General features: G+C 65.1%; 14 protein-coding genes. 9 read left to right on the top strand and 5 right to left on the bottom strand.

What is annotated here, in order from left to right; translation table 11 throughout:
- Positions 1–3 precede the first annotated feature (3 nt).
- The 4 genes from CAG44_RS14125 to CAG44_RS14110 all read left to right on the top strand — a co-directional run bounded on the left by CAG44_RS14125 (position 4) and on the right by CAG44_RS14110 (position 4,966).
- Positions 4–288: a DUF2934 domain-containing protein gene (locus tag CAG44_RS14125; RefSeq protein ID WP_085614864.1), complete on the top strand. Its 285-nt coding sequence runs from the start codon at positions 4–6 to the stop codon at positions 286–288.
- 154 nt (positions 289–442) lie between these two features.
- Entirely contained in the window at positions 443–2,596 is a 2,154-nt protein-coding gene (glgX, locus tag CAG44_RS14120) for a glycogen debranching protein GlgX (protein ID WP_085692359.1), read from the top strand.
- Between the two features lie 183 nt (positions 2,597–2,779).
- Complete coding sequence (locus CAG44_RS14115; RefSeq protein ID WP_085692358.1) at positions 2,780–3,589, top strand: endonuclease/exonuclease/phosphatase family protein; 810 nt, start codon at positions 2,780–2,782, stop codon at positions 3,587–3,589.
- Between the two features lie 300 nt (positions 3,590–3,889).
- The gene (locus tag CAG44_RS14110; RefSeq protein ID WP_085692357.1) at positions 3,890–4,966 is read left to right on the top strand and encodes an autotransporter outer membrane beta-barrel domain-containing protein; all 1,077 of its coding nucleotides are present in this window, start codon (positions 3,890–3,892) and stop codon (positions 4,964–4,966) included.
- Positions 4,967–5,083: 117 nt separating this feature from the next.
- On the opposite strand, the gene glgB is transcribed toward CAG44_RS14110, so the two are convergent.
- The 3 genes from glgB to CAG44_RS14095 all read right to left on the bottom strand — a co-directional run bounded on the left by glgB (position 5,084) and on the right by CAG44_RS14095 (position 12,843).
- The gene (gene glgB, locus CAG44_RS14105) at positions 5,084–7,294 is read right to left on the bottom strand and encodes a 1,4-alpha-glucan branching protein GlgB (protein ID WP_085692356.1); all 2,211 of its coding nucleotides are present in this window, start codon (positions 7,292–7,294) and stop codon (positions 5,084–5,086) included.
- Positions 7,295–10,612 carry a maltose alpha-D-glucosyltransferase gene (gene treS, locus CAG44_RS14100; protein WP_085590516.1) on the bottom strand — a complete coding sequence of 1,106 codons (3,318 nt, stop codon included), beginning with the start codon at positions 10,610–10,612 and terminating at the stop codon, positions 7,295–7,297.
- Between the two features lie 212 nt (positions 10,613–10,824).
- Positions 10,825–12,843 carry an alpha-1,4-glucan--maltose-1-phosphate maltosyltransferase gene (locus CAG44_RS14095; protein ID WP_085590514.1) on the bottom strand — a complete coding sequence of 673 codons (2,019 nt, stop codon included), beginning with the start codon at positions 12,841–12,843 and terminating at the stop codon, positions 10,825–10,827.
- Positions 12,844–12,983: 140 nt separating this feature from the next.
- Here CAG44_RS14095 and CAG44_RS28945 point away from each other — a divergent pair, with 140 nt between their 5' ends.
- Positions 12,984–13,145 carry a hypothetical protein gene (locus tag CAG44_RS28945; protein ID WP_003251307.1) on the top strand — a complete coding sequence of 54 codons (162 nt, stop codon included), beginning with the start codon at positions 12,984–12,986 and terminating at the stop codon, positions 13,143–13,145.
- A gap of 140 nt (positions 13,146–13,285) precedes the next feature.
- On the opposite strand, the gene CAG44_RS14090 is transcribed toward CAG44_RS28945, so the two are convergent.
- On the bottom strand, positions 13,286–14,968 hold the full coding sequence (locus tag CAG44_RS14090; protein ID WP_085692355.1) for an AMP-binding protein: 1,683 nt from the start codon (positions 14,966–14,968) through the stop codon (positions 13,286–13,288).
- Positions 14,969–15,291: 323 nt separating this feature from the next.
- Here CAG44_RS14090 and CAG44_RS14080 point away from each other — a divergent pair, with 323 nt between their 5' ends.
- Genes CAG44_RS14080 through CAG44_RS14065 form a run of 4 tightly spaced genes read left to right on the top strand, consistent with a single transcriptional unit; the run spans position 15,292 to position 20,850 of the window.
- Positions 15,292–16,455 (top strand): isovaleryl-CoA dehydrogenase, encoded by a 1,164-nt coding sequence (locus tag CAG44_RS14080; RefSeq protein WP_025339821.1) that lies wholly within the window; start codon positions 15,292–15,294, stop codon positions 16,453–16,455.
- Between the two features lie 19 nt (positions 16,456–16,474).
- A complete protein-coding gene (locus CAG44_RS14075) occupies positions 16,475–18,082 on the top strand; it encodes a carboxyl transferase domain-containing protein (protein ID WP_013973340.1) in 1,608 nt (535 codons plus the stop codon).
- Between the two features lie 3 nt (positions 18,083–18,085).
- Positions 18,086–18,901: a gamma-carboxygeranoyl-CoA hydratase gene (locus CAG44_RS14070; RefSeq protein ID WP_085692354.1), complete on the top strand. Its 816-nt coding sequence runs from the start codon at positions 18,086–18,088 to the stop codon at positions 18,899–18,901.
- The gene (locus CAG44_RS14065) at positions 18,898–20,850 is read left to right on the top strand and encodes an acetyl/propionyl/methylcrotonyl-CoA carboxylase subunit alpha (RefSeq protein WP_085692353.1); all 1,953 of its coding nucleotides are present in this window, start codon (positions 18,898–18,900) and stop codon (positions 20,848–20,850) included. The genes CAG44_RS14070 and CAG44_RS14065 overlap by 4 nt, the downstream gene beginning before the upstream one ends.
- Before the next feature lie 132 nt (positions 20,851–20,982).
- On the opposite strand, the gene CAG44_RS14060 is transcribed toward CAG44_RS14065, so the two are convergent.
- Positions 20,983–21,648 carry a LexA family transcriptional regulator gene (locus CAG44_RS14060; RefSeq protein ID WP_170929308.1) on the bottom strand — a complete coding sequence of 222 codons (666 nt, stop codon included), beginning with the start codon at positions 21,646–21,648 and terminating at the stop codon, positions 20,983–20,985.
- Positions 21,649–21,714 lie beyond the last annotated feature (66 nt).

Below are 21,714 nucleotides of genomic sequence, written 5' to 3'. Positions count from 1 at the left end.
GTCATGATGAGTGTTGATGAAAAACGTATCCGCGAATTTGCCTACCAGATCTGGGAGTCCGAGGGTAAGCCCGCCGGCCAGGAGGACCGCCATTGGGACATGGCGCGCAAGCTGGCCGAGGCCGAGGCGCTGGCACCCAAGGCGGCGCCGCGCAAGCGGGCGCCGGCCAAGCCCAAGGTAGCGGCTGAACCGAAGGCGCCTGCCGAGCCCAAAGTGGCCGCCCTGCCGGGGGTTAAACCGGCTGTGGCGAAAAAGACCCGGGCGGTGAAAAAGCCTTCTGCCGGTTAAGCCTGTCCTGGCCCTATCGCCGGCAAGCCAGCTCCCACAAGTACAGCGCCGGTTTTGAGACCTGTGGAGACCTTGTGGGAGCTGGCTTGCCGGCGATAGAGCCAGGACAGGACTACACAACCCTCCCCTTCACCACGGCCACTAGAGGACCGCCATGAGCCCCCGCACCCCGAAGAAAACCCGCTCGGTCGCCCCGTCGCGTATCCGCGAGGGCCTGCCCTTCCCCCTCGGCGCCACCTGGGATGGCCTTGGGGTCAACTTTGCCCTGTTCTCGGCCAACGCCACCAAGGTCGAGCTGTGCCTGTTCGACTCCACCGGCGAGCACGAAATCGAACGCATCGAGCTACCCGAGTACACCGACGAGATCTACCACGGCTATTTGCCCGACGCGCATCCAGGGCTGGTCTACGGCTACCGCGTGCACGGCCCGTACGAGCCGGTGAACGGCCACCGCTTCAACCCCAACAAACTGCTGATCGACCCGTATGCCAAACAACTGGTCGGCAGCCTGCAATGGTCCGAAGCACTGTTCGGCTACACCATCGGCCACCCCGATGGCGACCTGTCGTTCGACGAGCGCGACAGCGCGCCGTTCGTGCCCAAGTGCAAGGTGATCGACCCTGCCTTCACCTGGGGCCGCGACCAGCGCGTGCTGATCCCCTGGGAGCGCACGATCATCTACGAGGCCCACACCCGTGGCATCAGCATGCGCCACCCGGCGGTACCGGAAGAACTGCGCGGCACCTTCGCCGGCCTGGCCAATGACGAGTTGCTCAAGCACATCAAGGAGCTGGGCGTTTCCAGCATCGAGCTGCTGCCGATTCACGCCTTCGTCAATGACCAGCACCTGCTGGACAAGGGCCTGAACAACTACTGGGGCTACAACAGCATCGCCTTCTTCGCCCCCCACCCGCGCTACCTGGCCAGCGGCAAGATCGCCGAATTCAAGGAAATGGTCGCGCACCTGCACGACGCCGGGCTGGAGGTGATCCTCGACGTGGTCTACAACCACACCGCCGAAGGCAACGAGCGCGGCCCGACGCTGTCGATGCGCGGTATCGACAACGCCTCCTACTACCGCCTGATGCCGGACGACAAGCGTTACTACATCAACGATTCCGGCACCGGCAACACCCTGGACCTGAGCCACCCCTGCGTGCTGCAGCTGGTCACCGACTCGCTGCGCTACTGGGCCGGCGAAATGCACGTGGACGGCTTCCGCTTCGACCTGGCGACCATCCTTGGCCGCTACCACGACGGCTACAGCGAACGCCACGGTTTCCTCGTCGCCTGCCGCCAGGACCCGATGCTGAGCCAGGTGAAGCTGATTGCCGAGCCCTGGGACTGCGGCCCGGGCGGCTACCAGGTGGGCAACTTCGCCCCGGGCTGGGCAGAGTGGAACGACCGCTTCCGCGACACCGTGCGCGCCTTCTGGAAAGGCGACGAAGGCCAACTGGCCGACTTTGCCTCGCGCATGACCGCCTCGGGAGACATGTTCAACAACCGTGGCCGGCGCCCCTATGCCTCGGTCAACTTCGTCACCGCCCACGACGGTTTCACCTTGCGCGACCTGGTGTCGTACAACCACAAGCACAACGAAGACAACGACGAGAACAACCAGGACGGCACCGATAACAACCTGTCGTGGAACTGCGGTGTCGAGGGGCCAACCGACGACCCGGCCGTGAATGCCCTGCGCATGCGCCAGATGCGCAACTATTTCGCAACCCTGCTGCTGGCCCAGGGCACGCCGATGATCGTCGCTGGGGACGAGTTCAGCCGCACCCAGCACGGCAACAACAATGCCTATTGCCAGGACAGCGAGATCGGCTGGGTGAACTGGGACCTGGACCAGGAGGGCAAAGAGCTGCTGGCTTTCGTCAAGCGCCTGACCCGCCTGCGCCTGGCCTACCCGGTACTGCGCCGCTCGCGCTTCCTGGTTGGCGACTACAATGAGGCGATCGGCGTCAAGGACGTGACCTGGCTGGCACCGGATGGCAACGAGATGAGCGTGGAGCAATGGGAAGACCCGCACGGGCGTTGCCTGGGCATGCTGATCGATGGCCGTGCCCAGGTCAGCGGCATTGCCAGGCCAGGCGCCGAGGCCACCGTATTGCTGATCGTCAATGCCCACCACGACATCGTACCGTTCGAGTTGCCGACCGTGCCCGAAGGGGATTACTGGAGCTGCCTGGTCGATACCGACCGGCCAGAGCTGCGCAAGGGGCAGCATCTGCAGTTCGACAGCACCTTTGAGGTGAAGGGGCGATCGTTGCTGCTGATGGTGTTGCAGCGTGATGAGGAGTGAACCCCGGGGGACCATCGTCGGTCCCATTGTGTATCGGTTGCCTGTACTGGCCTCATCGCCGGCAAGCCAGCTCCCACAGGTAATCCGCTGGCCGACGGGCCTGTGCGTTAAGTGTGGGAGCCGGCTTGCCGGCGATAGGGCCGGGACATACAACACCCATGCACCCGCCATTGAGGAGTAACCGTGAACCCCGAAGCCGGCAGTAAAGGTTTCGCCAGTGTCAACCAGGCCCCGGCCGTGAAGCGGCTGCAGGTGCTGACGGTGAATACCCACAAGGGCTTCACCGCCTTCAACCGGCGCTTCATCCTGCCGGAACTGCGCGAGGCGGTGCGCAGCACCCAGGCCGACATCGTCTTCCTTCAGGAAGTGCTCGGCAGCCACGACCGCCACGCCGCGCGCTACCCCGGCTGGCCGCAGACTTCTCAGTACGAGTTCCTCGCCGACAGCATGTGGAGCGACTTCGCCTACGGCCGCAACGCGGTCTACCCCGACGGCCACCACGGCAACGCGCTGCTGTCCAAATACCCGATCATCGAACATCGCAACCTCGACGTGTCGATCACCGGCCCCGAACGACGTGGCCTGCTGCACTGCATCCTCGACGTGCCCGGCCAGCACCAGGTGCATGCCATCTGCGTGCACCTGTCGTTACTGGAAAGCCATCGCCAGAAACAACTGCAATTGCTGCGCAAGCTGCTCGAGTCCTTGCCCGCCGATGCCCCGGTGATCATCGCCGGCGATTTCAACGACTGGAAATCCCACGGCAACCGTACCCTGGGCCTGCAGCGTGACCTGCACGAGGCCTTCGAGCGCCACCATGGGCATCTGGCCCGCACCTATCCTGCGCGGCTGCCGCTGTTGCGTCTGGACCGCGTCTACCTGCGCAACGCCGAAAGCCATGGGCCGCGGATTCTGGGGCACAAACCTTGGTCGCACCTGTCGGACCACCTGCCGTTGTCGGTCGAAGTCAGGCTTAGCAATCATTCTTCATAGCCACGCCACGACAAATAGCGAACCCCGCTATACCTCGCAGATTTATCAAAAGATTCAACACGTTGAACAAAACCACGGATCCTGAACACTTCCTTCACACTTTCTTGACGCAAGCGGCGGCCTCTCCTTAGCTGAACATATCAAGCAGTAAAGATCTCGCGCCGGGCCTCTAGCTCGCGCCTTCGTGCGCGCTGGCGAAAGCCTAGCGTGCTGGTTTGGGTCGCCCACTGTTTTTGCCGTACAGCTCGTGACAACAGGCCAGGTCCTAGGGCTGTAACACAAAAACAAAGGAGATCCGCCATGAAAAGCACCTCGAACCTCTTGCGCTTCGACAGCATTTTCTACGCGGTTTCCACGTCGCTGCTTCTGGCAACCCCGGTGGAAACTATCGCGTATGAACTGCAGGACGACCCGGCCTCGCCCGGTTTCCTGCAGCAACCGGCAGTACCACAGCTGTCGCTCGACCCGGTCAGCGCCAGTGGCTTGAGTATCGGTACCTTGAATGCGTTCTCGCAAAAGATGAGCGAGCGCCATGGGCAGGCTGCACCGGACCTGGTCGCCAGCCAGTGGGCGCAGTTCTTCCCCACCACCACGCGCGGTGGCGCGCAGCCCCCGGACCAGCTGGAGGCACCCAGCCAGCAACTGACGATCGGCCCGGACCTGTTCGTGCGTGAAACTGCAGCGGGCAATGTGCACCGCGCGGGGATCTTCGTGGGGCAAAACAACCTGCAGACCAGCTTCAACGGCATGCGCCGGCTGTTGGGCGACAAGCAACGCAACGCCGTGAACCTCAGCGGTGAAAGCCTGGGGGTTTACTGGAGCATGACCCATGAACAGGGCTGGCACCTGGATGCCGTGGCCATGGGTTCGCGCATCGACGTCAATGGCCGTGGCGAGAACGGCCAGCGACTGGATGACAGCGGCCACGCGATGACCTTCTCGCTGGAAGGCGGCATCCCCATCGGCCTGGGTGGCGGCTGGGTGATCGAGCCGCAGGCGCAGTTGATCAACCAGCAGTTCTTCCCTGGCAGCCGGGCGCAGGAAGAGACTTTGCAGGCCTTCGACAGCCAGCCGAGCTGGAGCGGCCGGGTCGGCGCCAGGCTGTCCGGGCGTTATGAAGTACGCGGCATGCCGATCGAACCCTATGTGCGGACCAACGTGTGGTATGACTTCAGCAATGCCGATGAGGTGAAACTGGACCAGGTCGACAAGATCTCCAGCTCGCGCTACTCGACCACGGTGGAACTGGGGTTGGGGCTGGTGGCTCGGGTGACGCCCTCGGTAGCGCTGTTTGTCAGTGCCGATTACAGCAGTGACGTGGACGACAATGATCTGAATGGGTTGATTGGAAGCCTAGGGGTGCGGATGCGGTGGTAGGCAGGTTCGGCCCTTTCGCGGGCACGCCCGCTCCCACAGGGATAGCACAGGGCCAGAGGCTGGCGCCGTACCTGTGGGAGCGGGCATGCCCGCGAAGAGGCCAGTACAGGCAGAAGATCAGACCGGTTTCAACACCAGCACACCCAGCGGCGGCAGGTTCAGGGCCAGTGACTGCGGCTGCCCATGGCTGGCTATCTGGTCACTCTCCACCACCCCCAGGTTGCCGACATTGGACCCCGCATACAGCTCTGCGTCACTGTTCAACAGCTCCTGCCAGCGCTCGCCAAACGGCACGCCAATGCGATACCCCTCGCGCGGCACCGGGGTGAAGTTGGCCACCACCAGCACCGGCTCGCCACTGCTGCTCCAGCGCAGCCAGGCATACACGCTGTTCTGCGCATCGTCACCAATCAGCCACTGGAAGCCCTGTGGCTGGCAATCCTGCTCATGCAACGCCGGCACCTCGCGGTACAGGCGGTTTAGGTCGCCGACCAGGCGCTGTACGCCCTGGTGCTCAGGGTACTGCAGCAGGTACCAGTCCAGCTCGCCATCGTGGTCCCACTCGCGCCACTGGCCGAACTCGCAGCCCATGAACAACAGCTTCTTGCCCGGATGCGCCCACATGAAGGTGAGGTAGGCACGCAGGTTGGCGAACTTCTGCCAGCGGTCGCCGGGCATCTTGTCGATCAGCGAATGCTTGCCGTGCACCACTTCGTCGTGGGAGATGGGCAGTATGAAGTGCTCGGAATAGGCATAGATCAGCCCGAAGCTCATCTCGTTGTGATGGTAAGTGCGGTGCACCGGGTCGTTCTGGATGTAATGCAAGGTGTCGTGCATCCAGCCCATGTTCCACTTGTAGGCAAAGCCCAGGCCGCCCTGCTGGGTCGGCTGGCTGACGCCGGGCCAGGCGGTGGACTCCTCGGCGATGATCAGCGCGCCCGGGGCCTCGTGGGCCGCCACGCCGTTGAGGTGGCGGATGAAGTCGATGGCTTCCAGGTTCTCGCGCCCGCCGTGGCGGTTGGGCACCCATTCGCCGGCCTTGCGCGAATAGTCGCGGTACAGCATCGAGGCCACTGCATCGACACGCAGGCCATCGATGTGGAAGTGCTTCAGCCAGTGCAGCGCCGAGGCCATCATGAAGCCGCGCACTTCGTTGCGGCCAAGGTTGTAGATCAGCGTGTTCCAGTCCTGGTGGTAGCCCTCCAGGGGGTTGTCGTATTCGTATAGGGCGGTGCCGTCGAAACGCGCCAGGCCGTGTTCGTCGGTGGGAAAATGCGCCGGCACCCAGTCGAGCAGCACGCCAATGCCGCCCTGGTGGCAGGCGTCAACGAAGGCGGCGAAGTCCTCGGCGCTGCCGTAGCGCGAGGTGGGCGCGAACAGCGACAGTGGCTGGTAGCCCCAGGAGCCGCCGAACGGGTGCTCCATGATCGGCAGCAGTTCGATATGGGTGAAGCCCAGCTCCTGAACGTACGGTACCAGGCGCTCGGCCAGCTCGCGCCAGTTGTAATAGCGCCCCACCTCGCCCGCCTCGTCCAGCTCGCAGCGCCACGACCCCGGGTGCAGCTCGTAGATCGACAGCGGCGCGCTGTAGGCATGGTGCTGCGCGCGTTGCACCATCCAGTCGTGGTCCTGCCAGTCGTGGCTGAGCGCCCCCGCTACCTTGGAGGCGGTGCTCGGCGGCAGTTCGGTGGCACGCGCCAACGGGTCGGCCTTCAGAGGCAGTATGCCGTCCTTGCCCAGCACCTCGAACTTGTAGGTTTCGCCCACGCCCAGGCGCGGCACGAACAGCTCCCACACCCCGGCGCTGTGGCGCAGGCGCATGGGGTGGCGGCGGCCATCCCAGTTGTTGAAGTCACCCACCACCGACACCCGCCGCGCGTTCGGCGCCCACACCGAGAAACACACGCCGTCGACCCCATCGACCTGGATAGGCTGGGCGCCGAAGCGCCCGGACAGGTCGCGGTGGTTGCCTTCGGCGAACAGGTACAAGTCCATGTCGCCCAGTTGTGGGCCGAAGCTGTAGGGGTCTTCGGTAATCTGCTCGCCACCGGCCCAGCCGATCTGCAGCAGGTACGGGTGTGCCTCATCGAGGTGCGCGGTGAACAGCCCCGGTAGGCTGCCCTGCTCCATTTCGGCGAGGATGCGCCCGTCATGCCGGGCCAGGATGCGCACATTCAGGGCAGTGGGCAGGAAGGCGCGGACCACCTGCCCGCCCGCGCCATCGCCATGGGGGCCGAGTACCGCAAATGGATCGGCGTGCTCGGCGCGGGCCAGGGCGTCGAGGTCCCGTTGCCGAAGGCCGCCGTTTTCACGCGTGGTTGCATTCATCTATGACTCTCCCCAGGTACTGATCAGTCCATGCAGGCCATGCAAAGGCACGGCCAGCCAGCTCGGACGGTTCTCGGCTTCGTATGTGATTTCGTAGGCAGCTTTTTCCAGGCAGAACAGCTCCAGTGCGGCGCGCTCGCCCTCGGCCTGTTGCCAGGCGTGAGGCATGGCCGCGGTGGCCAGGCCATAGGCTTCGACAAAGGCATGCCGCGATTGGTGCAGGTACTGCCTGGCAACCCGTTGCCGGGCTAGGCGCGCCGGGTCGGAAAGGTCGACCGCAGACGCGCTGCGCAAGATCATGGCAGCAGCATAGTCGAAGGATCGCAGCACGCCGCTGACATCCTTGTACGGGCTGTGTTTTGCCCGACGCTCTTGCAGCGGCCGGGCCGGTTCACCTTCGAAATCGATGAGGTAGGCGTCGCCCTGCACCACCAGCACCTGGCCCAGGTGCAGGTCGCCGTGCACGCGCATCAGCAGGCCGCCCTGGGCCTGGCGGGTCAGGTTGGCGATGTGCTGGGCCAGGCCGTCGCGCTGTTGCTGCAAGTCGTCGACCAGCGCCTGGCTTTCGCTGTCGAGGCTGTCGCGGTGCTGGGCCAGCAGGTCGAGGGCATGGGTGAGTTCGGCGCTGATCTGCGCACTCCAGCGTTCGCTGTCGTCGGCATCGCTTGGGCGCGGCTGAAAGGCCTCGTCATTGGTCGGTGCGGCCAGCAGCAGGTGCATCTCGCCCAGGCGCTGGCCGAGCAAGGCAGCAAAGCCGGTGAGTTCGGCCAGTGCATCGGTGTGCGCATCGGCGTCGAGGCTGGAAGGCTCCATCTGGTCGCGGATGGCCCGTTCCAGGGTGTTCTGGGTCCAGGCCCAGGCGTCACCCTGGTTGCTCAGGTAGCCCTGGGCGATCATCAGCAGGTGTGGCGCGCCCTGCTCATCCACCCGGCTAACCCAGGCCAGCAACGGCGAAATATTGGCAAAGCCTGCGGCGGTCAGGTAGGCACTCATTTCCAGCTCGGGGTGCACACCCGGGTTGACCCGGCGAATCAGCTTGAGCACCACCTGGTCGCCGATCACCACCGAGCTGTTGGACTGCTCGGCGCTGAGGTAGCGCACGCTGCTTTCGTCGTTCAACGCCAGGCCCGCCAACTGCTGCGTGCTTTCGAAGCGCAGCTCGCCCTCGCCGTTGCCACAAGGCAGATGCATGCCGCCCTCACAGGCACGCAGCACCGCGCGGATGAATGGCTCGAGGACGAAGGCATCGGTAATCAGCCCAACCTGATGGGCACGGCGCACCCGTGACAGGGCCAGCTGTTGTGGCAGCGCGCTGTTGATCTGCTCTTCGGGCAGCAGGCCGAACGGCAGTTGGTAGCGGTTGGCCACACCGTCGCTGAGCACTTCGATTTCACTAAGCAGCACCGGTGTGGTGGCGGTGCCGAAACGCACGCCGTAGCACAGGCGCACCTGGTCGATCGGCCCTTCCTTGCCGGCGAACCAGCGCCGCTTGGGCAGGTACTGCGGCAGGATGGCGCTTTGCAGGGTATCGCTGGAGGGGGCCTCCAGCAGTTCTTCCAGGCGTTTGCGCAATACCAGTGTGGTCAATTCGGGTAACCCCTCGGTGGCCTGGATGTGCCAGCTGGGCATGCGATCGTGGCTGGCCAGCAGGAACCAGTAGAAGGCGTAGGGTGGCAAGGTCAGCAGGAACGGCAGTTGCCCGATTGGCGGGAAAGCGCTGCCGCCGAGCATCTCCACCGGTACTTTGTCGGCGTATTGTGACAATTCCAGTTCAGCCGCCTGGGCGGCGCGGGAAACGTTGGCCACGCACAGGATGACTTCGGTGTTGCCATCGGCGTCGGTGTACTCGCGCAAGTAGGCGAGGATGCGCCGGTTGTTCGGCGTGAGGGTGCGCAGGCTGCCGCGGCCGAAGGCCTTCTGCTGCTTGCGCACCGCCAGCATGCGCCGGGTCCAGTTCAGCAGCGAGTGCGGGTCGTTGGCCTGGGCTTCGACGTTGACGGTCTGGTAGCCGTACAGCGGGTCCATGATCGGCGGCAGCACCAGGCGCTGTGGGTCGGCGCGGGAGAAACCGCCGTTGCGGTCCGGCGACCATTGCATGGGCGTGCGCACACCGTCGCGGTCGCCCAGGTAGATGTTGTCGCCCATGCCCAGTTCGTCGCCGTAGTACAGGGTGGGCGTGCCGGGCATCGACAGCAGCAGGCTGGTGAGCAGTTCGATGCGCCGCCGGTCACGCTGCAGCAACGGCGCCAGGCGGCGGCGGATGCCCAGGTTGATGCGGGCGCGGCGGTCTTCGGCGTAGTAGTTCCACAGGTAGTCGCGCTCGCGGTCGGTGACCATTTCCAGGGTCAGCTCATCGTGGTTGCGCAGGAAGATCGCCCATTGGCAGTTGGCGGGGATTTCCGGGGTCTGGCGCAGGATGTCGGTGATCGGGAAGCGGTCTTCCATGGCCAGGGCCATGTACATGCGCGGCATCAACGGGAAGTGGAAGGCCATGTGGCATTCGTCGCCCTCGCCTTCGCCGAAGTAAGGGCGGGTGTCCTCGGGCCATTGGTTGGCCTCGGCCAGCAGCATGCGGTCGGGGTAGTTGGCGTCGATTTCGGCGCGGATCGCCTTGAGCACGTCGTGGGTTTCGGCAAGGTTCTCGTTGTTGGTGCCGTCGCGCTCGATCAGGTAGGGGATGGCGTCCAGGCGCAGGCCATCGACACCCAGGTCCAGCCAGAAGCGCATCACCCCGATCACTGCCTTGAGCACTTGCGGGTTGTCGAAGTTGAGGTCGGGCTGGTGCGAGTAGAAGCGGTGCCAGAAGTACTGGCCGGCGACCGGGTCCCAGGTCCAGTTGGACTTCTCGGTGTCGAGGAAGATGATGCGCGTGCCGTCGTACTTCTGGTCGTCATCCGACCACACGTAGAAGTCCCGTGCCTTGCTGCCGCGCTTGGCATGGCGGGCGCGCTGGAACCAGGGGTGCTGGTCGCTGGTGTGGTTGATGACCAGCTCGGTGATTACCCGCAGGCCGCGTTTGTGCGCCTCGGCGATGAAGCGGCGGGCATCGGCCAGGTTGCCGTAGTCGGGGTGCACGGCCTTGTATTCGGCGATGTCGTAGCCGTCGTCGCGGCGTGGCGAGGGATAGAACGGCAGCAGCCACAGGGTGTTGACGCCCAGCTCGGCAATGTAGTCGAGCTTGCTGATCAGGCCGGCGAAATCGCCGATGCCGTCGTTGTTCGAATCGAAGAACGACTTGATGTGCAGCTGGTAGATGACGGCGTCCTTGTACCACAGCGGGTCGTCGATGAAGGCTGCCGGGCGGGAACGCTTGGCCATGTGCGACTCCTTTCATTGCTGGGGAACCGTGTCGCCTGGTTTTGGGCTGCTGTGCAGCCCATCGCCGGCAAGCCAGCTCCCACAGGTTTCATACAGGTATCACAGGCAGCACCAGGCCTGTAATTGGTATGCAAAACTCACAACAGACGCCAGCCCCTGTGGGAGCTGGCTTGCCGGCGATGGGCCGCAAAGCGGCCCCATGATTCAATGCCCTATCGGGCTCTTTCGATACGCCAGATACCGAATGGCTGGTGCCAAGGCTCGATGCGCATGAACTGGGTCTTGCCTTGCCAGGTCCAGCGATGGCCGTTCATCAGGTCTTCACCCCGGGTTTCGGCGTTGTCATCCAGCCCCAGCTCCCACAGCGGCAGCTCGAAATGCGCCTCCTGGGCGTTGTGCGGGTCGAGGCTGATTGCCACCAGGATGTAGTTGTCGCGCTCGGGCGTGCGCTTGGCGAAGTACAGGATGTTGTCGTTCCAGCAGTTGAAGAACGCCACGCCCAGGTGGGTTTGCAAGGCGCGGTTCTGCCGGCGGATACGGTTGAGCTGGGCGATCTCGGCAATGATGTTGCCGGGTTGGCTGAAATCGCGTGGGCGAATTTCGTACTTCTCCGAATCCAGGTACTCCTCCTTGCCCGGCAGCGGTGTGCCTTCGCACAGTTCGAAGCCCGAGTACATGCCCCACAGCCCGGAACCCATGGTGGCCAGCGCCGCGCGGATGAGGAAGCCGGCACGGCCGGAGGTGTGCAGGAAGTACGGGTTGATGTCGGGCGTGTTGACGAAGAAGTTGGGCCGGTAGCACTGGCTCCATGGCGGCTGGTTGAGCTGTTCGAAGTACTCGCGCAGTTCCTGTTTGTGGTTGCGCCAGGTGAAGTAGGTATAGCTCTGCGCGTACCCGACCTTGCCCAGGCGGGCCATCATCGCCGGCTTGGTGAAGGCTTCGGCGAGGAAGATGACCTCGGGGTGCCGGCTGCGCACATTGGCGATCAGCCATTGCCAGAACGGCAGTGGCTTGGTGTGCGGGTTGTCGACGCGGAAGGTTTTCACCCCCTCCTCGACCCAGCCGACCACCACGTCGCGCAGGGCCAGCCACAGCGACGGCACGGCCTCGGGTGCATAAAAATCGACGTTGACGATGTCCTGGTACTTCTTCGGTGGGTTCTCGGCATAGCGGATGGTGCCGTCCGGTCGCCAGCTGAACCAGCCGGGGTGCTGCTTGAGCCAGGGGTGGTCCTGGGAGCACTGGATGGCGAAGTCGAGGGCGATTTCCAGGCCATGCTCGGCCGCCGCGGCCACCAGGCGGCGGAAGTCGTCGCGGCTGCCCAACTGCGGGTGAATTGCCTCGTGGCCGCCTTCCGCGCTGCCGATGGCATACGGGCTGCCCGGGTCGCCGGGCTCAGCGGTGAGGGCGTTGTTGCGGCCCTTGCGGTGCTGCATGCCGATGGGGTGGATGGGCGGGAAGTACAGTACGTCGAAGCCCATGTCGCGGATCATCGGCAGGCGCTCGTGCACATCGTTGAACGTGCCGTGGCGCTCGGGGCTGTCGGTGATCGAGCGCGGGAACAGCTCGTACCAGCTGGCGAACTGCGCGGCCGGGCGGTCGACATCGACGGGGAATTCACGGCTGCGGGCCAGGTAGCTGCGGTGTTCGGCATCGCTCATCAGGCGGGCGGTGGCGGGGTCGAGAAAAAGCGCTACCTGGTCGTCGGCATTCAGCGTGGGCAGGCGCTGCTGCAAGGCCTGGAGCTCCTCGCGCAGCGCACCGTTGCACAGCTCGATGCCCTTGCCCAGCATCAATCGGCCTTCCTCCAGCTCCAGCCGAACCTCGACACCGGCGTGGTACTTCTTCTCCAGGTCGTGGCAATAGGTAGCGAACGGGTCGATCCAGGCCTCGATGCTGAACAGGTGCGGGCCCAGTTCGGTGGGGGTGAACTCGGCCAGCCACAGGTCGTTGCCCGGCGAGTGCATGGGTATGCAATGCCAGCGCCGGCTGTGGGCCTGGCGCCAGTTGAGCATCACCGCCAGGCGGTCGTGGCCGTCGCTGTAGACCTTGCTGCTGACTGCCACCGGTTGGCCGCTGATGGCCTTGGCGGCGAAGGTGCCGGCTTCGAGCACGGGTTGGGTGTCTTCGATCACGATGCGCGGCGCCAGCAGCGCCTGGGACAGGCTGATGGCCTGGTCCGGGTGATCGTTGGCCATGGGCACGCTTTCGAAGGGCTCGTTTCGTGACATCGGACCTTGCTCCCTCAGGCTGGTGGCGGTAAGGGTTCAGAGCCGGGCACAGGCGTGGGGTTCAAAAAAATTGAGCGAACGGCAGCTGCCAGGGGTCGAAGCCTGCAGCACCTCTTCAATTACCCAAGCGAGGTCAGGCCATGAACATTCCCATTCCACCGGAGACTCCCGATCCCAACATCGACGACCCGAGCCTGCCGCCGCCCGTGCCGGAGGAAGACCCGGACGAGCTGCCGATCAAGCCGACCGTGCCGCCGACGGTGGGCGACCCGCCGAGCCAGGAACCACCGGTGAAGGCTTAAGGGTAGACCAGGATCTTGTGCTGGCAGGGCCGGCCTCTTCGCGGGCACGCCCGCTCCCACAGGTATTTCACAGAGCCCGACGGCAGTGAAGTACCTGTGGGAGCGGGCGTGCCCGCGAAAGGGCCGGAACAGCCAATGCATCAACCAGCAGTAACCGCCGATATCTCCGCCACACTGATCTCCCGCATGCGGAACTTCTGCACCTTGCCGGTGACCGTCATCGGGTATTCGTCGACAAAGCGGATATGCCGCGGCACCTTGAAGTGGGCAATGCGCGCCTTGCACCAGCCCTGCAGTTCCTCGACCGTGGCACTGTGTCCCGGGTGCAGCTTGATCCAGGCGACGATCTCCTCGCCATAACGGCTGCACGGGATGCCGATCACCTGCGCATCAGCCACCGCCGGGTGGGTGTAGAAGAACTCTTCCAGTTCACGCGGGTAGATGTTCTCGCCGCCGCGAATGATCATGTCCTTGTTGCGCCCGACAATGCGCACATAGCCGTGCTCGTCCATCACCGCCAGGTCGCCCGAATGCATCCAGCCGGCCGGGTCGATGGCATCTGCCGTGGCCTGGGGGTTGTCCCAGTAGCCGAGCATCACACTGTAGCCGCGGGTGCACAGCTCGCCGATCTCGCCGCGCGGGACGATGCAGCCGTCTGCGTCCACCAGCTTGTTCTCCAGCTGCGGCTGGGTGCGGCCGACGGTGGTCACGCGCAGCTCCAGGTCGTCGTCCGGGCCGGTCTGCAGCGACACCGGGCTGGTTTCGGTCATGCCGTAGGCAATCTGCACTTCGGCCATGTGCATCTGGTCGATGACCCGGCGCATCACCTCGATCGGGCAAGTGGCGCCGGCCATGATGCCGCTGCGCAGGGTCGACAGGTCCATTTGCGCGCGCGCGGGATGGTCGAGCATGGCGATGAACATGGTCGGCACGCCATAGAGAATGCTCGCGCGCTCTTCGGCTACGGCGCGCAGGGTGAGCTCGGCGTCGAAGGCGTCGTTGGGGTAGATCATGGTGCTGCCGTGGGTGATGCAGCCGAGATTGGCCATGACCATGCCGAAGCAGTGGTACAGCGGCACCGGGATCACCATGCGGTCGCGTGCGGTCAGGCCCAGGCTTTCGCCGACCATGAAGCCGTTGTTGAGGATATTGTAGTGGCTGAGCGTGGCGCCCTTCGGTGCGCCGGTGGTGCCGGAGGTGTACTGGATGTTCACCGGCTGGTCGAACTGCAGGCTTTGCTGGCGCTTTGCGTAAGCCTCGACGGAGGTTTGCCCTGCCCGCTCGGCCAGCGCTTGCCAAGGCAGGAAGCCTGCCGGCGGGTTGGCGGCCAGGCTGACCACACCGCGCAGGTCGGGCAGGCGTTCACTGGCCATTTCACCCGGGGTGGCGCTGGCCAGCTCCGGCGCCAGCTCCTGGACCATGGCGTGGTAGTCGGACGTCTTGAATGCATCGGCACACACCAGCCAGCGGCAACCGGACTGGCGCAGCACGTATTCCAGCTCGCCCACCCGGTAGGCCGGGTTGATGTTGACCAGAATCGCACCGACCTTGGCGCTGGCCAACTGCAGGATGCACCACTGGGCGCAGTTGGGCGACCAGATGCCGACCCGATCGCCGGTGTTCACGCCCAGGGCCATCAGGGCACGAGCATGCACCTCGACCTGCTCGGCCAACTGCCGCCAGCTGTAGCGCAGGCCCTGATGGCGCGACACCAGGGCCTCGCCGTCGGCACAACGGGCCACGGTGGCGTCGAAGGCCTGGCCGATGGTCTGGGTCAGCAAGGCTTGGTCCTGGCGACCGCGGGTATAGCTTGGTTGACTCATGGGTGTCCCTTCTTGTGGTTGTTCTGGGCACGACTGAAGCAAGCGGGAATACTCTGGCGCAGATTTACGTTTACGTAAAGGTGATGAGTCGATTGACAGTGAGCGCACGCAGGTTTACGTTAACGTAAAGGTGATGAACGACACCGCCCCTCAGGCATGACGCCGAACCCTGTGGGAGCGGGCGTGCCCGCGAATGCGATCACTCAGGCAATGACGGTGGTCCTGCTGACGCATTCGCGGGCACGCCCGCTCCCACAGGGTCCGGCGCCAGATCCTTGAGCCAGGGTGTTTCCCATATTTCAAGAACAACAAGGTGCCCCAGCATGCATTACCCCACCCTGAACTTCGCCCTGGGCGAAACCATCGACATGCTCCGCGACCAGGTGCGCACCTTCGTCGCCGCCGAACTGGCCCCGCGCGCCGCGCAAATCGACCACGACAACCTGTTCCCGGCCGACATGTGGCGCAAGTTCGGCGACATGGGCCTGCTGGGCATCACCGTGCCGGAAGAATACGGCGGCGCCGGCCTGGGCTACCTGGCCCACGTGGTGTCGATGGAAGAAATCAGCCGTGGCTCGGCCTCGGTGGCCCTGTCCTACGGTGCCCACTCCAATCTCTGCGTCAACCAGATCAACCGCAACGGCAGCCACGAGCAGAAGCTCAAGTACCTGCCCAAGCTGATCAGCGGCGAGCACATCGGCGCCCTGGCCATGAGCGAGCCCAACGCCGGTTCCGACGTGGTATCGATGAAGCTGCGCGCGGAAAAGCGTGGCGACCACTACGTGCTCAACGGCAGCAAGACCTGGATCACCAACGGCCCGGACGCCAACACCTACGTGATCTACGCCAAGACCGACCTGGACAAGGGCGCGCACGGCATCACCGCGTTCATCGTCGAGCGTGACTGGAAAGGCTTCAGCCGCAGCAACAAGTTCGACAAGCTGGGCATGCGTGGCTCCAACACCTGCGAGCTGTTCTTCGACGGCGTCGAAGTGCCGGAAGAAAACATCCTCGGCCAGCTCAACGGTGGCGTGCGCGTGCTGATGAGCGGCCTGGACTACGAGCGCGTGGTGCTGTCCGGCGGCCCGACCGGCATCATGCAAAGCTGCATGGACCTGGTGGTGCCCTACATTCACGACCGCAAGCAGTTCGGCCAGAGCATCGGCGAGTTCCAGCTGATCCAGGGCAAGATCGCCGACATGTACACCCAGCTCAACGCCAGCCGCGCCTACCTGTATGCAGTGGCCCAGGCCTGCGACCGTGGCGAGACCACCCGCAAGGACGCCGCCGGGGTGATCCTGTACACCGCCGAGCGCGCCACGCAAATGGCCCTGGAGGCGATCCAGATTCTGGGTGGCAATGGCTATATCAACGAATTCCCGGCAGGCCGCCTGCTGCGCGACGCCAAGCTGTATGAGATCGGTGCCGGCACCAGCGAAATCCGCCGGATGCTGATCGGCCGCGAACTGTTCAACGAAACCCGCTGAGCACAAGGGACGGGCGCACATGGCTACCTTGCACACCCAGATCAACCCGCGTTCGGCGGAGTTCGCCGGCAACAGCGCGGCCATGCTCGAACAGGTCCAGGCCCTGCGCGGCCTGCTCGCCCAAGTGGCCCAGGGCGGTGGGCCCAAGGCTCAGGAGCGGCACACTTCGCGTGGCAAGCTGCTGCCGCGCGAGCGTATCGACCGCCTGCTGGACCCGGGCTCGCCGTTCCTCGAAATCGGCCAACTGGCTGCCCATGAGGTATATGGCGAAGATGTGCCCGCTGCGGGCGTGATCGCCGGCATCGGCCGCGTCGAAGGCGTGGAATGCATGATCGTGGCCAACGACGCCACGGTCAAAGGCGGCTCCTACTACCCGCTGACGGTGAAGAAGCACCTGCGTGCGCAGACCATCGCCCTGCAGAACCGCCTGCCGTGCATCTACCTGGTGGACTCCGGCGGCGCCAACCTGCCACGCCAGGACGAAGTGTTCCCCGACCGCGAACACTTCGGGCGGATCTTCTTCAACCAGGCCAACATGAGCGCACTGGGCATTCCGCAGATTGCCGTGGTGATGGGCTCGTGCACCGCCGGCGGTGCCTATGTGCCCGCGATGGCCGACGAAGCGATCATGGTGCGCCAGCAAGCGACCATCTTCCTCGCCGGCCCCCCACTGGTAAAGGCCGCCACCGGTGAAGTGGTGAGCGCCGAAGACCTCGGCGGCGCCGATGTGCACTGCCGCACCAGCGGCGTGGCCGACCACTATGCCGACAACGACGAACACGCCCTGGCCCTGGCCCGACGCAGCGTGGCCAACCTCAACTGGCACAAGCTGGGCAAGCTGCAGCGCCTGGCCCCGGTAGCCCCCCTGTATGCTGCCGATGAGCTGTATGGCGTGGTGCCGGCCGATGCCAAGCAACCGTTCGACGTGCGCGAGGTGATCGCGCGCCTGGTCGACGGCTCGGTGTTCGACGAGTTCAAGGCGCTGTTCGGTACCACCCTGGTGTGCGGCTTCGCCCACCTGCACGGCTACCCGGTGGCGATCCTCGCCAACAACGGCATCCTGTTCGCCGAGGCCGCGCAAAAAGGCGCGCACTTCATCGAACTGGCCTGCCAGCGCGGCATCCCGCTGCTGTTCCTGCAGAACATCACCGGCTTCATGGTCGGCAAGAAGTACGAAGAAGGCGGCATCGCCAAGCACGGCGCCAAGCTGGTCACTGCCGTGGCCTGCGCCCAGGTGCCGAAGTTCACGGTGATCATTGGCGGCAGCTTTGGCGCCGGCAACTACGGCATGTGCGGCCGTGCCTACGACCCGCGCTTCCTGTGGATGTGGCCAAACGCGCGGATTGGCGTGATGGGGGCCGAACAGGCCGCCGGCGTGCTGGCCCAGGTCAAGCGCGAACAGAGCGAGCGCAGTGGCCACCCGTTCAGCGCCGAAGACGAAGCCCGGCTCAAACAGCCGATCCTTGACCAGTACGAGCACCAGGGCCACCCCTACTACTCCAGCGCCCGCCTGTGGGACGACGGTGTCATCGACCCGGCACAGACCCGCGACGTGCTCGGCCTGGCGTTGTCCGCCGCGCTGAACGCACCGATCGAACAGAGCCGCTTCGGCATTTTCCGGATGTGACCCATGAGCGATTTCAGCACCCTCGAAGTGATCCGCGACCCGCGCGGCTTCGCCACCCTGTGGCTGAGCCGCGAGGACAAGAACAACGCCTTCAACGCCTTGATGATCCGCGAGCTGATCGTCGCCCTCGACCAGTTGGCCGAGGACGCCAGCCTGCGCTTCGTGCTGCTGCGCGGCCGCGGCCGGCACTTCAGCGCCGGCGCCGACCTGGCCTGGATGCAGCAGTCGGCGCAGCTGGACTTCAACACCAACCTGGATGATGCCCGCGAGCTGGGCGAGCTGATGTACGCCCTGCACCGCCTAAAGGCGCCGACCCTGGCCGTGGTGCAAGGCGCGGCCTTTGGCGGCGCGCTGGGCCTGATCAGCTGCTGCGACATGGCCATCGGCGCCGAAGACGCCCAGCTGTGCCTGTCGGAAGTACGCATAGGCCTGGCCCCGGCAGTGATCAGCCCGTTCGTGGTCAAGGCCATCGGCGAGCGTGCCGCGCGCCGCTATGCCCTCACCGCCGAGCGTTTCAGCGGCGTGCGGGCCCGCGAGCTGGGCCTGCTGGCCGAGGTCTACCCGGCCAGCGAACTGGACGCCCAGGTCGAAACCTGGGTGAACAACCTGCTGCAAAACAGCCCGCAAGCGCTGCGCGCCACCAAGGACCTGCTGCGTGAAGTGGACGACGGTGAACTCAGCCCGGCCCTGCGCCGCTACTGCGAAAACACCATCGCCCGCATCCGCGTCAGCGCCGAAGGCCAGGAGGGCCTGCGCGCCTTCCTGGAAAAACGCCGCCCCGCCTGGCAAACCGACGACAAGAAGGAGCCGCGCCCATGAGCCGCCCCGCTTTGACCACCCTGCTGGTCGCCAACCGCGGCGAAATCGCCTGCCGGGTGATGCGCACCGCCAAGGCCATGGGCCTGACCACCGTGGCCGTGCACAGCGCCACCGACCGTGATGCCCGGCACAGCCGCGAAGCCGATATCCGCGTCGACCTCGGCGGCACCAAGGCTGCCGAAAGCTACCTGCTGGTCGACAAGCTGCTGGCCGCAGCCAAGGCCAGCGGCGCCCAGGCCATCCACCCGGGCTATGGCTTCCTGTCCGAGAACGCAGGCTTTGCCCGTGCCATCGAAGAGGCCGGGTTGATCTTCCTCGGCCCACCGGCCAGCGCCATCGACGCAATGGGCAGCAAGTCGGCGGCCAAGGCACTGATGGAAGCCGCTGGCGTGCCACTGGTGCCGGGCTACCACGGCGAAGCTCAGGACCTGGACACCTTCCGTGCCGCCGCCGAACGCATCGGCTACCCGGTGCTGCTCAAGGCCAGCGCTGGCGGCGGTGGCAAGGGCATGAAAGTGGTCGAGGAAGAAAGCCAGCTGGCCGACGCCCTGGCCTCGGCCCAGCGTGAGGCGCAGTCGTCGTTCGGCGATGCGCGCATGCTGGTGGAAAAGTACGTGCTCAAGCCGCGCCATGTGGAAATCCAGGTATTCGCCGACCAGCACGGCAACTGCCTGTACCTCAACGAGCGTGACTGTTCGATCCAGCGCCGCCACCAGAAGGTGGTGGAAGAAGCCCCTGCGCCAGGCCTGTCAGCCGAATTGCGCCGGGCCATGGGCGAGGCAGCGGTACGCGCGGCCCAAGCCATCGGCTACGTGGGCGCCGGCACCGTGGAGTTCCTGCTCGATGCCCGCGGCGAATTCTTCTTCATGGAGATGAACACCCGCCTGCAGGTGGAGCACCCGGTTACCGAAGCCATTACCGGGCTCGACCTGGTGGCCTGGCAGATTCGCGTGGCCTGCGGCGAGGCCCTGCCGATCACCCAGGAACAGGTGCCGCTGATCGGCCATGCCATCGAAGTGCGCCTGTATGCCGAGGACCCGGCCAACGAATTCCTGCCCGCGACCGGCAAGCTGGCGCTGTACCGCGAGTCGGCAGCCGGCGAAGGGCGACGGGTGGACAGCGGGGTCAGCGAAGGTGATGTGGTGTCGCCGTTCTACGACCCGATGCTGGGCAAGCTGATCGCCTGGGGCGAAGACCGCGAGCAGGCGCGCCTGCGCTTGCTGGCCATGCTCGACGAGTTTGCCATTGGCGGGTTGAAGACCAACATCGCCTTCCTGCGGCGCATTCTCGCCCACCCGGCGTTTGCTGCAGCGGAGTTGGATACTGGCTTCATTCCGCGTCACCAGGAGGTTCTGCTGCCCGCGCCTCAAGCGCTGCCGACAGGCTTCTGGGAAGCCGCGGCCGAGGCCTGGTTGCAGGGCCAGGCCGCACATCAGCGGGACGACGACCGCAGTTCGCCGTGGGCCGAGCGCAACGGCCTGCGCCTGGGCCTGCCGGCGCGCAGCAGCCTGCACCTGGCGAGTGGCGGGCAGGACCAGGCAGTTGCCCTGGAGCGCAGCGCAGCGTCTACCTGGCAACTGGTGGGCGAGCAGTTGGTGCATGACCAGGCTGGCGTGCGTCGCCAGCATCTGGCGATCCGCCGCGGTGGCACGCTCTACTTGCAGTGGGATGGCGAGATGCATGCCATCGAAGCCTTCGACCCGATCGCCGAGGCCGAGGCCAGCCACAGCCACCAGGGCGGCCTGGGCGCGCCCATGAACGGCAGCATCGTGCGGGTGCTGGTGGAGCCTGGGCAGGTGGTGGAAGCAGGTACGGCGCTGGTAGTGCTGGAGGCCATGAAGATGGAGCACAGCATTCGCGCGCCGCATGGCGGCACTGTGAAGGCGTTGTTCTGCCAGGAAGGGGATATGGTCAGCGAAGGGACGGTGCTGGTCGAGTTGGCGGAGTAGTGCCAGCGGGGGCGCCTTGCGCCCCATCGCCGGCAAGCCAGCTCCCACCCCGACCGCATGGAATTTCCCGCCGGGCGCCGTACCTGTGGGAGCTGGCTTGCCGGCGATGGGCTGCGCAGCAGCCCCGGCAATCTAGAAGGAGCCATGCACTCGCACGACCACACCCAGAAACTCGCAGCCTTCCTCACACAACAGCGCCGGGTAGTTGCTGTTGAGTGCCTTCAGGTACCGTTGCCCACCTTCCTCCGCCAACTCACGGAAAATCGCCGGTTTGCCCGGCTGACGAGCGATAACCAGACGTCCTGGCTCGGCATCTATCCCAGGGTCCACCAACATCCGCATGCCCTGCGGCACACTGCGGCCACTGGCGGCACTCATCGCATCATTCTCGACAGTCAGCCAGAACGCCTTGCCCTGGGCCAGGTAGTCCGTCTGCTCGAACACACCTGGCTCCACTCCCTCTGCGATACCTAGCTCATCCCAGCCCAGCACCGGGTAGCGGAAGCACACGATGTATTGCATGAGGTCCAGGTCGTCATCGGTGTCATCGACCTCGTAAACGCTCCGCTTCCCGTCAACCTGCCCCTGAATGCGCAGCTGCAAGCTGACGATATAGTGCGGCATGCCAATTTCGATGAGGGTGCGGTTCATCGACTCGATCTTCGGCTGCCGCCGCTTGTTCACCCAATGCCCCACGCTGCCTTGAGACACACCAACGCGCTCGGCAAGCTGTTCTTGAGTGAGCCCTAGCTCCTCCATCCGGTCACGGACCAGGGCAATCCATCTATCCATATTCATCGCTGCCATCAGCCTCCTGCAAAGGCGCGCATCTCGATCGAACCCGCTGCGGCCGCTGTAGGAGCA

This window comes from Pseudomonas sp. B13(2017) (genome assembly GCF_002113245.1).
GTDB lineage: Bacteria > Pseudomonadota > Gammaproteobacteria > Pseudomonadales > Pseudomonadaceae > Aquipseudomonas > Aquipseudomonas putida_Z.
Note: the sequence above shows the minus strand (reverse complement) of the source record. Positions and strands in the feature narration are given on the sequence as shown.